This window comes from Streptomyces sp. NPDC051310, from assembly GCF_044455245.1.
In the GTDB taxonomy this organism is placed as follows: Bacteria; Actinomycetota; Actinomycetes; order Streptomycetales; family Streptomycetaceae; genus Streptomyces.
Genome location: NZ_JBITEO010000016.1, coordinates 68,677 through 82,775, shown reverse-complemented (window position 1 = coordinate 82,775; position 14,099 = coordinate 68,677). Strand labels below are relative to the sequence as shown.

Here is a 14,099-nt window from a genome sequence, read left to right as displayed (position 1 = left end):
CGATCCCGGGGCACGTCCGGCCGCCAGGTCCGCCGCCGTCATCCCGGTGTGCCGGGTCCGGTACGCGGTCGCCCGGAGGCCGCGATCACGACGGGCTCTTCGATGGGCCGCACGGTCGGCGGCGTCCCGGGAACCGGCCGCGCCCAGGCGGCCGGGGTGTCGGCGACCTTGGCGAGGAGCCAGTCGCGGCAGGTGCCGTCGAGCGCCAGCGCGTGGAGGGTGAGTGCGCCGTCCGGTGCGATGTGCATCCGGAGGAATCCCGTGCGGTCGTCGATGGACTGCCCGGACATCTGCCACTCGGCGACCGTGCCGCTGCGCGTCCACAGCACCCACAGCGCGAAGACCTGGGACCCGAGCAGGGCGCCCAGCACGGCAGCGACGGACAGCAGTATCGCCAGGATCCACAGCCGGCTCCAGGAGAGGGGGACGGCACGGGCCAGCGCGACGGCGACGGACAGCGCGGCGACGGCGACCGCCGACTGGAACAGCACGGCGACGACCGGACCGGACGGCGGCCTGGGCAGCTGTCCGGTCAGCAGCCGCCTCGACAAGCCGAACAAGAAGGGCAGTACGAAGAGGGCGGCGCTCGTGCAGAGCAGGCCGAACACGTCGTCCGCGCCGGCCCTCCGCAGGGCGTCGAGGGGATGGAATCTGCCTTCGGCGACCGTGAACGCGCCGGTCGCCAGCAGGACCAGTACCAGTTGGAGCGCTCCGGCCAGGACGGCGAACCCGCGGTTGCGCCGCGGGAGCCAGTACGGCGACCACGGCGTGGCGATCGCGCGCACGAGGGTGCGGGACTCCTTCGCGCCGGGGTAGGTGTGCTGGGCGAGGGCGAACCCCGGCGGCGGATCGTCCTTCTCCCGCATCCGTGAGGTGGCGGGCGGCAGCGGCAGGGTCTTCGGCAGCCTGTGGGTGGATGCCAGGAACGCGCCGCCCAGGCCGCAGGTCACCATCTGGCGGCGCCGGGGGTCCGGGGGCAGGGCGTCGTCGGCCCGGTCGTCGGGCAGCCGCTCCGCGTAGCGGGCGTAGTGGTGCTTGTCACCGGTCAGCCACAGCCGGATCGACGCGCCCGTCTCCTCGCGTCTGCCGCTCTCCCGGTCGAACCGCGTCCGTACGATGTTCCGGTCGAACCAGTGCAGGGAGTTGAAGGCGTCGGCTTCCTCGTCGCTCTTCACCCAGGTGGGCGCGGCGGAGCAGACGATCACGCTGTCGCCCGGACGCAGCCGTGGCGACAGGCAGGTCTCGAAGTAGCGCCGCTGCGGATCGTCGAAGTACGAGCCGAGCTGGCTGTCCAGCCCGACGAGCCACCAGCGCTGCGGCAGCTCCACGGCGAAGTAGCTCCGGGTCTGCCGGGTCCGCCAGCCACCGATGCGCCTGCCCTGGGCGAACACCCGCAGGAACGCGGTGAGCCCGTCGTACCAGTCGTGGTTGCCCGGCAGCGCGACCATGAGCGGCTGGTCGGGGGCCGACGGGAGCGCCGCCCGGTAGGGCCCCTTCATCCGGTCCTCGTACGCCGTCGTCGAGGCCACCGGGTACACCTGGTCCCCGCCGAGCACGAGCAGCGAGCCGCGGGGGAGCGAGCCGGCCCCGGCGACGGCGAGCCGGTCCGCCGCCAGGGCGGAGGCCACCGAGTACGTCGCCTCGAAGCCGTCACCGAGGTCCGCGACGAAGTCGATCCAGATCTCCTCCGCGCCGGGGTTCGCCAGGGGCGCCCGCAGGAGGCCCATCTCGAGCGCGCCCTGTATCTCGCGCTTGTCCGAGTAGCCGGCGAACACGGCGGCCAGCCCGACCTTGACCGCGGTACGGGCCAGTTCCTTCGGTGCCAGCCAGCGCACCGGTTCCTGCGGCGTGAACCGGAGCTCCGCCGCGTGCTTGCGCAACTCGTCAACGTTCACGATGGCTCCTCCGTCGGCCCGGGGTCCCTGCTGCGGCACGTGTCGTCGCCGTTCGGCGTCACCCTGCCGGCGCGGCCGTCCGTCACAGCGGTGACCAGGGCAGGACGTTCTGTGCGTACACGTCCCACAGCTTTCCGCAGAAGAACTGCCCGAAGCGGCCCAGCGTGGTCACCTTGCCGGGCAGCGTCGCCGCTTCGACCCGGAAGGTGGTGAGTTGCTTCAGAAAGTCGGTCGGGCGGATGTGCACGGCTCCCGAGGCCACCAACTCGGCTCCGGGCTCTTCGCCGGCGCCGACGTGGCCACGGACGATGCGTGTGGCGAGGACGGACGTGTCCTTCCAGATCCCGCGGCGGGAGTCCTCACTGACGTCCTTGTGTCCACTGAGCGTGAGCCGGTGACCGGCTCGGTCGGCGAAGAACAGGCGGTAGAGCATCCGCAGGTGCTGCGGGTCGGACCGCTCCACGAACAGCTGGAAGGTTCCCCCTTCCACCGCAAGGCGTCCGCCCAGTTCCTGGCAGACGATCTCTCCCCGCAGTGCGGCTTCGTGCTGCGGGTCGGCGAGGAAGCGGTCCACTCCGCGGATGTCGATGGTCAGGTGCAGGGCCAGGTCGGCGGCCGCCGCACCCTCCGGCGAGGACACCTGCCGGCCGTCGTCCCCGCCGAAGACGACGCGGCCGACCATGCGTTCGGTGAACCGGATGCGGGTGGGGTCGTCGGGACGGCCCGGAGGGGCGCCGGGCCGCCAGGGAATCCCCTGGGCCGTGCACCAGTCGCGGGCGCGGTGGACGCCGAGTTCCACGGCCTGGGCGAAGCGGTCCCTGCTGAAGTTGATGAGGTAGTTCAGCGGGACCTCGGCGCTCAGCAGCCTGACATCGATCAGACGGCCGAACTCTCCGTGCTCTCCCCGGCGGATGGCCGCGTTGCTGGCCTCGATCCGGCGCAGCCAGTGCTGCAACTGGCCGTTGGCGACCGTTTCGATGATGTGGAAGTAGTTGGCCACGAAGCCGTCCCGCCAGCGGTGGCGCCGGCTGACCGTCCAGATGATCCACAGTTCGTCGCAGCCCCGCCGGATCGCCTCCTCGACGTTCGCGTCGGTCAGGTAGACCGGGTCGATGTAGGTCTGCCCGTCGATGACGACCGGAGGGAACCACATGGGCAGCGCCACCCCGGCGCAGAGGCGGTCCTCGTCCATGCCGGCGGCGGTCACCGTCTCCAGTTCATTGGCACTGAAGTTGTAGAGGTTGAAGGTGGCTTCGCGATCGGTGGCCCGGATCCTCTCCCAGTCCAGCCCCCAGTCCCGGAAGACGCGGCGCCGGTAGCCGTCCAGCGTGAACAGGGAGCGGGCGTACGGGCCCTTCGGCAACTCACGCCAGTTCGGGCTGACGCCCTGCAGCGGGGAGAGATTCCGCCAGTTGTCGGCGATCTCGCGCCCGGACATCCCCTGGCAGTACATCGCGAGGTTGAACACACCCCCGCTGGCACCATCGGCATGGTCGAACCGCAACTCGGCCTCGTCGAGGAGGACCTGGAGGACTCCCGCCTGGTAGGCCACCTTCAGCCCGCCGCCGGCGAGGAGGAGGGATCTGCGCGGGGAGCCGCTGCGGTGCTCGCCGTTCCGTTCGGTCGTCATGAGGGCCTCGCAGGGTTCCGCCGCCGGTGATCCTCGATGATGCGGTCGGCCGACCGGTCGGCCAGCGCCGCGATGGTGAGAGAGGGATTCGGGCCCACGGGGCCGGGCATCACCGAGCCGTCGGCGATCGACAGGCCCGGATAGTTGTACACACGCCCGAAGGAGTCCACGACGCCTTCCCGCTCGGTACGCCCCATCGGCGCGCCACCCAGCGGATGCACGGTGATGAGGCGGTTGAGCCACCACAGGGGATTCGAGGCGTAACGTCCGCCCAGACTGCGCGACACACCCGTCATGGTCTCGTTCATCCGGTCGAAGTACGGGTCGGAGGCGGCCGGATCCCAGTCGAGGTCCAGATGCCCGTCCCGGAGGAACATGCGGCCGTTGGGGACGTCCCGTCCCATTCCGAGCAACGGCAGGGACGTCGCGGTGAAAAGCCCCTTGCCCATGGCGTCGCCGAGCTGCCGGCCCACGCGGCTCCTGGCGGTTCTCGTCAGCTGCGACCACCCTCGCCGCAGCACGAACCTCGCGACCCGGTTCGACATGGTGAGGACATTGTGCTCGACGAGCCAGTTGAGGAATTCCGGGTAACCGGCATCCTCGATGTAGAAGCCCCGGTCGGCCGCGTCGTGCTCCTTGCGGTCCATGAGCATCGCACTGGTGATGACCGGCCCGAAACTCGGCTCCAGCATGCGCGGAACCGTCTCCCCGGGCCGGTCCTGACGCCTCTCCCGCGCCTTGAGCACCAGCCCGAGGAAGTCTCCGTTCCCGGAGAAGTGAGTGCCCAGCGCCGGGCTGAGCGCGGGGAAGGCGCTGCGGTTCCTCAGCAGCAGATAAGTGGTGCCGAGCGTACCGGCGGAGAGGATCAGCCGTCCGGCCCTGATGGTGTGCAACGCGGGAGGAGCGGGCGGATTCCCGTCCCCGGCGGCATCTCCGTCCCCGGCACCGTGGTGGATGTACGAGACCAGGAACCCGTCCCGGACGGGTTCGAACGAGCGGACCTCGCAGAGGGGCCGGATGACTGCCCGGTGCCGGGCTGCGGCGCTGAGATAGGTGAAATCCAGACTGTTCTTGCTGCCGAAGTTGCAGCCCATGTCGCATTCACCGACAAGTCGGCAGGTGTAGCGCGGGCTGTTGTGCAGATTGTCCTCGCCGCCCTCGATGGGGACGCCGGGCGCCGGAGGATTCCCGAAGGAGACGGCCAGCGGCGGCAGTTGCCATGGAACACCCAGGCGCGAGGCCGCCTGCCGCATGGCGATGGTCTTGGGCGTGTCCCGATACGGCTCCGCGTCGAACGGGTACTGCTGCGCACCCAGCATGGTTTCGACGCGGTCGTAGTGGGGGTCGAGGTCCTCGCGTGTGACGGGCCAGTCCTCGTAGCCGCCGTCGAACGACTCGTGCACGAACCAGCTTTCCGGCTTGCGGATCAGTACGTTCGCGTAGATCAGCGAGCCTCCGCCCAGCCCGCTGGACACCAGGGCGTCGAGCTTCGAGAAGCTCCACATGTCGTACATCCCGTACAGCTGGGAGTCCGGATCCCAGAAGTTCTTGGCCGCGTCATGGGGGCTGCGGGGGAAGGAGCCGGGAGGGAACGGTTTTCCCCGTTCCAGAACGCATACGCTCAAGCCGGCCTCGGCCAGCCGAAAGGCTGTCACGGACCCGCCGAAGCCCGACCCCACGACGACGGCATCGAAAACGTCCACGCTCGTCACCCCTGGAAGTCGGAGCCCTTGCCTTGGCGTTCCCCCTGCGTGCGGTCGCTGCGCGCGCACTCTCCTTCCATGGTTCACCCGTGTGGAGTGACGCGCACGTCGGAGCGCCGGGCCGCGTACGGGTACGCCCGCGAGCCCCCGCGGGTGCGGGAGCCGGCGAAAGGGGCCGGCGGCGTCAGGCGGCCGGCTGCAGCCGGACGCAGCATCGTCCGGGGACGGGCGCCAGGCACGCTTCGAGTCCGGCCTCGTCCAGGCCGTCCAGAACACCGCGCAGCAGGTGGAGGTTCATGCCGCACACCGTCTCGGTGTGCTCCTGCGCCAGTGCGTGGAAGGGGCAGTTGGCCAGCACGATGGCATCGCCCTCGCGGCGTGGCTCGAAGCCGTACCGCTCCAGGAGGTCGAGGAGTTCCGTCCCGTTCTGCTCGCCCAGTTGCGCGCCGAGCTCTTCGGCCTTGCGGTGCAGCACCTTGCGCACCGGCTCACCGGTCGCGTCGGATTCCTCCACGGCCTGGGCGAGGAGCCGCCCGGCCAGCTCGTAGCGGCGGTCCGGCAGGCTGACGGCGACCTGCTTCGCCGAGCGCCGGTAGAGCTTGGCCGGCCTTCCGGCGCCCGGTCCCGAGCGCCCGCTGCGGCGCTCGTAGACGACGTCCAGCAGTGCTTCACCGGCCAGCCGGTCCAGGTGGAACGCGGCGGTCTGCCGGGCCAGGCCGAGGGCGGCGGCCGCCTCGTCCCGGCTGACGGGGCCCTGCTGGCGCACCACGTGGTCGTACAGCCTCCTGCGGGTCGGCTCGTCGAGAGCGGCGATGGCGGAGACGTCGGCGTCGCGTGCTTCCTCGGGGACATCCACGAACACCAGTGTAAAACCCGTGGCCATTGACTAAAGAGGCGCACCACGCTTCTATCGGTAATGAAGCTTGTCGTTACAAGGAGGCGTGATGGCCTCGACGACCACAGGCCCGCGCAGTCGGTCCGCAGCCGTTGGCCGACCGCATACGGGAGCGGCGGGGCGGACCCGATGAGATGGTGAAGTTCGTCGGCACGCCGGTGCTGACCACGGCGTTGCGCGCCGCCGGCGAGATGCGCCTGACGCGCATGGACCTCCCGTTCCTGCTCGGCACGGCGGTGACCGTCGACCGCACGCGCGCCAAGGCCGCCGGCTACCTGATGCACTTCCTCAACGGCGAGGTCTTCGCCTTCGCCTACTACGCCGTCTTCATCGCCATCGGCATGGCCGGCTGGTGGCTGGGCGCCCTCTTCGGCTTCCTGCACGGCCTGTTCGCCGGTACCGCGCTGATCAGCCCTTCTCCTGCCGCTCATCCAGCCCCGGATGGGCATCCCGCCCACCAGCGCCCCCGAGGTGGCCCTGCTGGAACCCCCCGGCTTCCTGATGCTCAACTACGGACCGAGCACGCCCGTGATCACCGTCCTCGCCCGCGTCGGCTACGGAGCCATCGCCAAAGGCTTCACCACGCTCGGTGCCTGACCGCCGGCCCGGCCGGGACCGGCGTGGCGGACGACGGCGCGCGGTCGGTCACCGTCCCGCCTCCTTGACCTGCTGGCAACGGGTGCAGTAGCGGGCCTGCGGCACGATCTCCAGGCGGTCGAGCGTGATGGGACGCGTGCACAGGTGGCACCTGCCGTAGTGGCCCCGCTCCATGCGCTCCAGCGCGGCCTCGACGTCGGCCAGGACCATGCGGGCGGAGGCGGCGAGTTTGATGTCCACCTCGACCTGCGCGGGGGCCTGCCGGCCGCGTACCCGGTCGCCTCGCGTCTGCGTGGCCGCACCGATCTGCCGGAGCTGCTCCTGCCGGAACAGGCGCTGCTCGTGCAGGCTCTCGCGCAACGCGGCGAGGTCAGCGGGGCGAAGGCCCGCGTTGCGGACGCCGATGACCTGGTCGTTCATTTCTTCACGCCTCCCGGGGAGCGGAACACGAGAGCGGTCCACGTGCCGCCGACCGTCTTCGTCAGGCGGTGCGGCGCTGACAGCCGACGCAGCAGCGTGCGTACGGCAGGATCTCCAGCCGCTCCACCGGAACGGGCTGGCCGCACTCCTGGCACGTTCCGTAGGTGCCGGCCTCGATGCGGTCGAAGGCGGCGTCGATGTCCTTCAGGACGCGCTGCGCGGAGTCCTTCTGCGCGGCCATGAGGTGGTCGCCCTCCTCCCCTCCGGCCTCCTCGATCGCCTTGAGCTGCACCAGCCGCGAGGCGCGCTCGTGCTCCAGTCGCCGGCGGGCCTCCTGGGCGGTGAGACGTTCGGGGCGGGATCCGGGGCGGGCGGTATCGAGGGGCATGGCGATCCAGTCGTTGTCGAGGGTGTGGGAGTCGGCGGGGCGCGGTGACGGGACGACAGTGGCGGGACGACGGGGGCAGGGCGCGGCCGGGCCGGCGGTGCGCGTGCCACGGCGGCGCGCGGCCGTCGCGCCGGGTCGGTTGCGGGGTTCATGGCCCCACCCTGGTCCTCCCGCCCGCCGGGGGCCATCGGCCGCGGTACCCATGTACGGGGGGTTCGAGGATGTATGCGGCCGGAGGTGGTGTGCCCGTTCGGGGACTGAAATGGCTGGGCCACCCCCTCGACCCCACTGCCGTGGTGCGGGCAGGCTGTCGTGGCGGACACGACCTGCGCAGCCTGCCGGGATCGGCCGCCTGGCGTGGGGCCGTGTCCGGTCGTAGCCGATAGTGGTGGGGACTGTGCGAATCGAGGAGGCTCTACCCGCTGTGTCCCTGTTCTGGCGGATTTTCGGACTCAATGCCCTGGTCCTGGGGGCGGCCACCGCGCTGCTGCTGTGGGCGCCGGTGACCGTCTCGGTGCCGGTGCTGCTCACCGAGGCCGTGATCCTGGTCCTCGGCCTGGCCGTCATGCTGGTCGCCAACGCCGCACTGCTGCGCATCGGGCTGGCCCCGCTGGACCGGCTCACCCGGCTGATGACCAGCGTCGATCTGCTGCGCCCTGGGCAGCGGTTGCCGGTGGCCGGGCACGGCGGGGTGGCCGAGCTGATCCGCACGTTCAACTCCATGCTGGACCGGCTGGAGACCGAACGCGCCACCAGCAGTGCCCGCGCCCTGTCCGCCCAGGAGGCCGAGCGCCGGCGCATCGCCCAGGAACTGCACGACGAGGTCGGGCAGAGCATGACCGCCGTCCTGCTCGGTCTGAAGCGAGCGGCGGACCGGGCCCCCGAGTCGTTGCGCCCCGAGCTGCAGCAGGCGCAGGAGATCACGCGGGAGAGCCTCGACGAGGTCCGCAGGCTCGCCCGCAGGCTCCGTCCCGGCGTCCTGGAGGACCTCGGTCTGATCAGTGCGCTGACGGCGCTGACCAACGAGTTCACGACCCACACCGGGCTGAAGGTCGCGCGTCACTTCGACACGGACCTGCCCCCGCTGGAGCCGCAGGCCGAGCTGGTGCTCTACCGGGTCGCGCAGGAGGGGCTGACGAACGTCGCCCGTCACGCCGAGGCCGAGCACGCCGAGCTGAGTCTGCGGCGAAGCGCCGACCGGCTGGTGCTGTGCGTCAGCGACGACGGCCATGGAAGCGGCATCGTCCGCGAAGGCGCCGGGATCCGCGGGATGCGCGAGCGCGCCCTGCTCGTCGGCGGCTCACTCGACATCGTCCCGGGCGCCGGGCAGGGCACGCGCGTGTCCCTGTCCGTACCCGCCGCCGCAGCGAAGGACGCGGACCATGCCTGACGGGAAAGCCCCGATCCGGATCCTGCTCGCCGATGACCACGCCCTGGTCCGCCGCGGCGTCCGGCTCATCCTCGACGGCGAACCCGACCTGGAGGTGGTCGCCGAGGCGGGCGACGGCGCGGAGGCCATCGCGATGGTCCGCACCCACACCGTCGACCTGGCCGTGCTGGACGTCGCCATGCCGCGTATGACGGGACTGCAGGCGGCACGCGAACTGTCCGCCCTCCGGCCCGACCTGCGCATCCTGATGCTGACGATGTACGACAACGAGCAGTACTTCTTCGAGGCGCTCAAGGCCGGGGCCTGCGGATACGTCCTGAAGTCCGTCGCCGACCGCGATCTGGTCGACGCGTGCCGGGCGGCGATGCGCGGCGAGTCCTTCCTCTACCCGGGCGCGGTCACCGCCCTCATCCGCAACTACCTGGACCGTGCGCGCAACGGCGACGAGGTCTCGGACCGGATCCTCACCGCGCGCGAGGAGGAGATCCTCAAGCTCGTCGCCGAGGGCCACTCCTCCAAGGAGATCGCCGAAACACTGGTCATCAGTGTCAAGACCGTCCAGCGCCATCGGGCGAACCTGCTGCACAAGCTCGGTCTGCGGGACCGCCTGGAGCTGACCCGTTACGCCATCCGGGCCGGTCTGATCGAACCCTGACCCTGCCGCACCTGCCGCACCTGCCGCACCAGATGCCGCTCGCCGCCCGCGCCGGGCCGCGAGCGCCCCGAGCCGCCGAGGAGGAGGCGCGCATGGCCCGGCCCCGCAGCGCCGCCCCCAGCGGCGGTTCACGCCGGGCATCCGCGCGCGGACTGCTGACCGCGCTGATCGCCCTCGCCGGGCTCCTCACCCTTCTCGCCGCCTTCGCGCCACCCGCGCAGAGTCCACCGGCCCCCAGTGCGCCGGTGGCCGCGGGCGGCGCCGCGCACGCCGACGACACGTGTGCCGCCGCCCTCTGCGGCACGCCTGTACGACTGTGCCGGGACGCCCCGGTCGAGCGGCAGGCTCCGCCGCCCGGCGGCGCGTTCCTCCCGCGGTCCCCCGCCCTGCTGCTGCCCCGGCCCGTCGCCCTGCCGCAGCCCGAGCGGCGGGCGGCCGCGTCCCCCCAGCACACCTCCCGCCCCACGGGGCGGGCACCACCAACTCCCGCAGGCACCTGACGATCCCCCCTGTCCTCTCCCGCGCCGCCCGGGGCGGCCGCGGTATGCCTGCTGGAGGCACTCTTGACGCGCGCCATGCGTGTACGGGCATTCCTTGCCCTCGCTGTTGTCGCCCTGTCGCTCTACATCGCCGCGGCCGTCCCCGTCCGCCTCGGACTCGATCTGCGCGGCGGCACCCAGATCGTGCTGGAAACGAAAGACTCGCCGACCGCCGAGGCCGACTCGGCCGCCACCGACCGCACCCTGGAGGTACTGCGCCGCCGCGTCGACGCGCTCGGCGTCACGGAGCCCACCATCGCCCGCTCCGGCGACAACCGGATCATCGTCGAACTGCCCGGTGTCCAGGATCCGGAGCAAGCCGCCGACGTCCTCGGCCGTACCGCCCAGCTCACCTTCCACCCCGTGCTCGGCCCGGCCGGGTCCACCGCACAGACGCCCGGGCAGCTGCCCGAGCGCCCCGGGGAACGGACCCTGCCCGACGAAGAGGGACGCCCCCTGCGCCTCGGCCCGTCCGGACTCACGGGGGCGGACGTCGACGGCGCCGAGGCCGGGATCGATCAGCAGGGGCTCGCCGGCTGGTTCGTCGGCGTCGACTTCAAGGACGCCGGCGCCGACCGCTGGGCCGAGCTGACCGGCGCGGCGGCCTGCGCGCCCGCGGGCGACCCCGCGCGCCGCGTCGCCATCGTCCTGGACGACAAGATCATCTCATCGCCGCAGGTCGATCCCTCCGTACGCTGCCGTAGCGGCATCACCGGCGGATCCACCCGGATCACCGGCTCCTTCAGCACGGAAGAGGCCAGGGAACTGGCCCTGCTCATCAACGGCGGCGCCCTGCCGGTACCGGTCGAGACCGCCGAGCAGCGCACCGTGGGACCCACCCTGGGGGCCGAGGCCATCCGGGCCAGCGCCTGGGCCGCCGCCATCGGCACCGCGCTGACCTCGCTGTTCCTCATCGCCGTCTACCGGCTCATGGGCGCACTGGCCGTGCTGGCCCTGGGATGTTACGGGCTGATCTCCTACGCCGCGCTCGCCGCCCTGGGCGCCACCCTGACCCTGCCCGGGCTCGCCGGGTTCGTCCTGGCCATCGGCATGGCGGTCGACGCCAACGTGCTCGTCTTCGAACGGGCCCGTGAGGAGTACACCGGCCGCCGTCACAAGAGTCTGCGCTCCGCCCTGACGGCCGGGTTCCGCAACGCCTTCAGCGCCATCGCCGATTCCAACATCACCACGCTCATCGCCGCCGGCCTGCTGTTCCTCCTCGCCTCCGGGCCGGTGCGCGGTTTCGGCGTCACCCTCGGCATCGGGGTGCTCGCCTCCATGATCAGCGCCCTGGTGATCACGCGTGTGCTCGCCGAAGCCGCCGTGGCCCGCCGCGCCGTACGCCGGCGGCCCCGCCTCGCCGGCATCGCCGGCACCGGCCGCGTGCGCGACCGGCTCAGCCGCCGCGGCCCGGACCTGATGCGCCACCGGCGCCGCTGGCTCGCGTTCTCGGCCGGAGCCCTCGTCCTCGCCGCCTCGGGCATCGCCGTGCGGGGGCTCGACTTCGGAGTGGAGTTCACCGGCGGCCGGCTCATCGAGTACTCCACCGCCGCGCCCGTGCCGGCCGACCGTGCCCGTGACGCCCTGGCCGACGCCGGCTTCCCCCGCGCCGTCGTCCAGACCTCCGGCGACAACGCGCTCACCGTCCGCACCGACCGGCTGACGAACGCCGGGGAAGCGAAGGTCAGCGCCACGATCAGCGGCCTCGCCGGCAGGGCGGAGAAGGTCCGGGACGAACTGATCGGCCCCAGCCTCGGCGACGAGCTGCGCCGCGGTGCCGTCATCGCCCTCGGCGTGGCCCTGGCCACCCAGCTGCTCTACCTCGCCGTCCGTTTCCGCTGGACGTCCGGCACAGCGGCGGTCGCCGCCATGGCGCACGACACGCTCATCCTCATCGGTGTCTTCGCCTGGCTCGGCAAGCCCGTCGACGGAGTGTTCCTGGCCGCCCTGCTCACCGTCATCGGCTACTCCGTCAACGACTCCGTCGTCGTCTTCGACCGCATCCGGGAGCGGTGGAACCGCGACCGCAGCACCCCCTTCGCCGAGGTCACGAACACCGCGATCCTCCAGACGGTTCCGCGCACCCTCAACACCGGCATGGGCGCGGTGTTCATCCTGTCCGCCCTCGCCCTGCTGGGCGGTGACTCCCTGACCGACTTCGCCCTGGCGCTTCTCATCGGCATCGTCGTCGGCACGTACTCCTCGATGTTCACCGCGGCGCCCCTCGCGGTCGAACTCCACGCGCGCGGGCACCGGGCGACCGCCCCCCTGGCCGGCGCCCCTGCCGGCGAACGGGGCCGGGGCGTCGGTCCACGCGCCCGTCAGGACCGTGCCGGCTCCTCGTCGTAGACGAGGAGGCCGTCGGCCCGGAGCCGTACTCCCGGTGTGGGGGAGTGGGCCGTCAGCCGGCCGTCGTGCATGAGGTGGCCGACGGGCACGCCGCGGGCGACCACGGCGAAGTCGGCGATGAGGCGGCGGTGGCATCGCCACCACACCGCTTCGCTGCACATCACCGCCGTGGGCTCCTGTGCCGCCTGCCGCAGAAGCTCGTCCATGGCGGTGACGAACTCCGGGGTCCGGGTGTGAGCGGCGTAGCCGCGGAAGGAGGGGTGACGCCAGACCGTGTCGGGGGAGTCCGGTGGCGCCGTGCGGAACCCGCCCAGCTGCCGCTCCCACCGGTAGGCGATGCCCGCCGCGGGCATCCACTCGGCCAGCCGCTGCCGCGCCAGGTCCGGGTCGCGGCGGCTGCCGGGCGCAGTCCTCACGTCCACCACGGCGGCGATGCCGGCCCCGCGCAGCAGTTCGGTCAGCGCCGCCGGGCCGGCAGTGCTGTGACCGAAGGTGAACAGCCGGGGTGGGGGCATCAGCACCTTCCAGGACGCCGTACCTGCGGACGGACGGGTCGCCGCCGGGTTCGTCACCGCCCCGACGGGACTCTCTCCCGGACCGTCTTCCCCGATCGGTGCGGGCTAGCGGGGCAGACCGGTCAGGGCGAGGAACTCGCCGCGCGACCGGGCGTCGGAGCGCAGCAGGCCGAGGAGCGTCGACGTCATGGTGGTGGTCCCGGTGGCCTGCACACCGCGCAGGGTCATGCAGGTGTGCCCGGCTTCGATGACGACGCCGACGCCTTTGGATGTGGAGCTGCGCGCCGCCTCCGACGACGCCGATGCGCCCGGCTCCCTTCTGGCGCCTGCGCCAGGGATACGTGCGCCCCCGCGCCGGACGACCAGGACGGCGCGCGGTAGACGGCAGCTCCGCGCACCTGCATAACGCGTTGCGGGCGGGCCCCGGGCGCGCCTAGGCCCTGTCGTCACATTCCCGTCTGCCCCGCGACGCCATGCATCCAGTACGAGGGTCAGGGCCCGGCACACCGAGAGCACGCACCTGACGCCGCAGGGCCGCCCTTCGGGCGACGACGGGAATGTGACGACAGGGCCTAGCGCCGCTCTCCCCATGGGCGCGGCAGGGCGCGCCCTGCTCGCGGCGGTGAGCCGGCGGACCGGAGGTACCGGACAACCAGTTCCTCGCCGACTGCGGGTTCGTCGGAGCGCTCGCGTGTGACGGTTCGCAGGAGGTCGGGTACTTCTGGAGCGAGGCGCTGGGGTGGCCGCTGGTCTGGGACCAGGACCAGGAGACGGCGATCCGCTCGCCGCTCGGCGGCCCGAAGATCACCTGGGGCGGTCCGCCCCTGATGCCGAAGACCGGGAAGAACCGGTTGCACTTCGACCTCGCTCCGCCCCTCCACGGGGACCAGCAGGCAGAGGTCGACCGGCTCGTCTCCCTCGGCGCGGCGCGCGTCGGCACCGGCCGGGACGGGAGCGACCGGGTGGCCATGACCGGCCCCGACGGCAATGAGTTCTGTCTGTTGACCCCGCGATAGCGGGTCGTCGGACGACGGAATGTGCACCGGGGCGGGACAACTCGTGGTGTCGGGCGGCCTCCGACCCCTCGCGTGTTACTTGCCGGTAAGGAATGATGGCGGGCAAC

At 72.0% G+C, this 14,099-nt stretch carries 12 protein-coding genes and 2 pseudogenes; 6 read left to right on the top strand and 8 right to left on the bottom strand.

Going from position 1 to position 14,099, the window contains the following annotated elements; all coding sequences use genetic code 11:
* Positions 1-38: 38 nt before the first annotated feature.
* The 4 genes from ACIA79_RS22930 to ACIA79_RS22915 all read right to left on the bottom strand — a co-directional run bounded on the left by ACIA79_RS22930 (position 39) and on the right by ACIA79_RS22915 (position 6,111).
* Entirely contained in the window at positions 39-1,895 is a 1,857-nt protein-coding gene (locus ACIA79_RS22930; protein WP_399430201.1) for a hypothetical protein, read from the bottom strand.
* 82 nt (positions 1,896-1,977) lie between these two features.
* Positions 1,978-3,525 (bottom strand): patatin-like phospholipase family protein, encoded by a 1,548-nt coding sequence (locus ACIA79_RS22925; RefSeq protein WP_399430200.1) that lies wholly within the window; start codon positions 3,523-3,525, stop codon positions 1,978-1,980.
* Positions 3,522-5,237, bottom strand: a complete 1,716-nt coding sequence (locus ACIA79_RS22920) for a GMC oxidoreductase (protein WP_399430199.1) — start codon at positions 5,235-5,237, stop codon at positions 3,522-3,524. Before ACIA79_RS22920 ends, ACIA79_RS22925 begins: the two co-directional genes overlap by 4 nt.
* A 175-nt stretch (positions 5,238-5,412) precedes the next feature.
* Complete coding sequence (locus ACIA79_RS22915) at positions 5,413-6,111, bottom strand: helix-turn-helix transcriptional regulator (protein WP_399430198.1); 699 nt, start codon at positions 6,109-6,111, stop codon at positions 5,413-5,415.
* Between the two features lie 146 nt (positions 6,112-6,257).
* On the opposite strand from ACIA79_RS22915, the gene ACIA79_RS22910 reads away from it, so the two are divergent.
* Entirely contained in the window at positions 6,258-6,788 is a 531-nt protein-coding gene (locus tag ACIA79_RS22910) for a hypothetical protein (protein ID WP_399430197.1), read from the top strand.
* On the opposite strand, the gene ACIA79_RS22905 is transcribed toward ACIA79_RS22910, so the two are convergent.
* Together ACIA79_RS22905 and ACIA79_RS22900 are read right to left on the bottom strand one after the other, a co-directional pair.
* Positions 6,769-7,140: a TraR/DksA family transcriptional regulator gene (locus ACIA79_RS22905; RefSeq protein ID WP_399430196.1), complete on the bottom strand. Its 372-nt coding sequence runs from the start codon at positions 7,138-7,140 to the stop codon at positions 6,769-6,771. The genes ACIA79_RS22910 and ACIA79_RS22905 overlap by 20 nt on opposite strands.
* 61 nt (positions 7,141-7,201) lie before the next feature.
* A complete protein-coding gene (locus ACIA79_RS22900) occupies positions 7,202-7,528 on the bottom strand; it encodes a TraR/DksA family transcriptional regulator (protein ID WP_399430195.1) in 327 nt (108 codons plus the stop codon).
* Positions 7,529-7,952: 424 nt separating this feature from the next.
* Between ACIA79_RS22900 and ACIA79_RS22895 the strand changes: the two genes are divergently transcribed.
* The 4 genes from ACIA79_RS22895 (at position 7,953) to secD (ending at position 12,461) form a co-directional block, all read left to right on the top strand.
* Positions 7,953-8,918 (top strand): HAMP domain-containing sensor histidine kinase, encoded by a 966-nt coding sequence (locus ACIA79_RS22895; protein ID WP_399430194.1) that lies wholly within the window; start codon positions 7,953-7,955, stop codon positions 8,916-8,918.
* Complete coding sequence (locus ACIA79_RS22890; RefSeq protein ID WP_399430192.1) at positions 8,911-9,573, top strand: response regulator; 663 nt, start codon at positions 8,911-8,913, stop codon at positions 9,571-9,573. Before ACIA79_RS22895 ends, ACIA79_RS22890 begins: the two co-directional genes overlap by 8 nt.
* Before the next feature lie 92 nt (positions 9,574-9,665).
* Complete coding sequence (locus tag ACIA79_RS22885) at positions 9,666-10,073, top strand: hypothetical protein (RefSeq protein ID WP_399430191.1); 408 nt, start codon at positions 9,666-9,668, stop codon at positions 10,071-10,073.
* 75 nt (positions 10,074-10,148) lie between these two features.
* Positions 10,149-12,461 carry a protein translocase subunit SecD gene (secD, locus tag ACIA79_RS22880; RefSeq protein ID WP_399430190.1) on the top strand — a complete coding sequence of 771 codons (2,313 nt, stop codon included), beginning with the start codon at positions 10,149-10,151 and terminating at the stop codon, positions 12,459-12,461.
* Here secD and ACIA79_RS22875 read toward each other — a convergent pair.
* Positions 12,434-12,976: a DUF488 family protein gene (locus ACIA79_RS22875; protein WP_399430189.1), complete on the bottom strand. Its 543-nt coding sequence runs from the start codon at positions 12,974-12,976 to the stop codon at positions 12,434-12,436. The genes secD and ACIA79_RS22875 overlap by 28 nt on opposite strands.
* A 105-nt stretch (positions 12,977-13,081) precedes the next feature.
* Positions 13,082-13,243 (bottom strand): annotated as a pseudogene (locus tag ACIA79_RS22870) (GTP cyclohydrolase I); the annotation flags it as partial.
* A 377-nt stretch (positions 13,244-13,620) separates the two neighbouring features.
* Here ACIA79_RS22870 and ACIA79_RS22865 point away from each other — a divergent pair.
* Positions 13,621-13,992, top strand: a pseudogene (locus tag ACIA79_RS22865) (VOC family protein); the annotation flags it as partial.
* Positions 13,993-14,099: the final 107 nt, after the last annotated feature.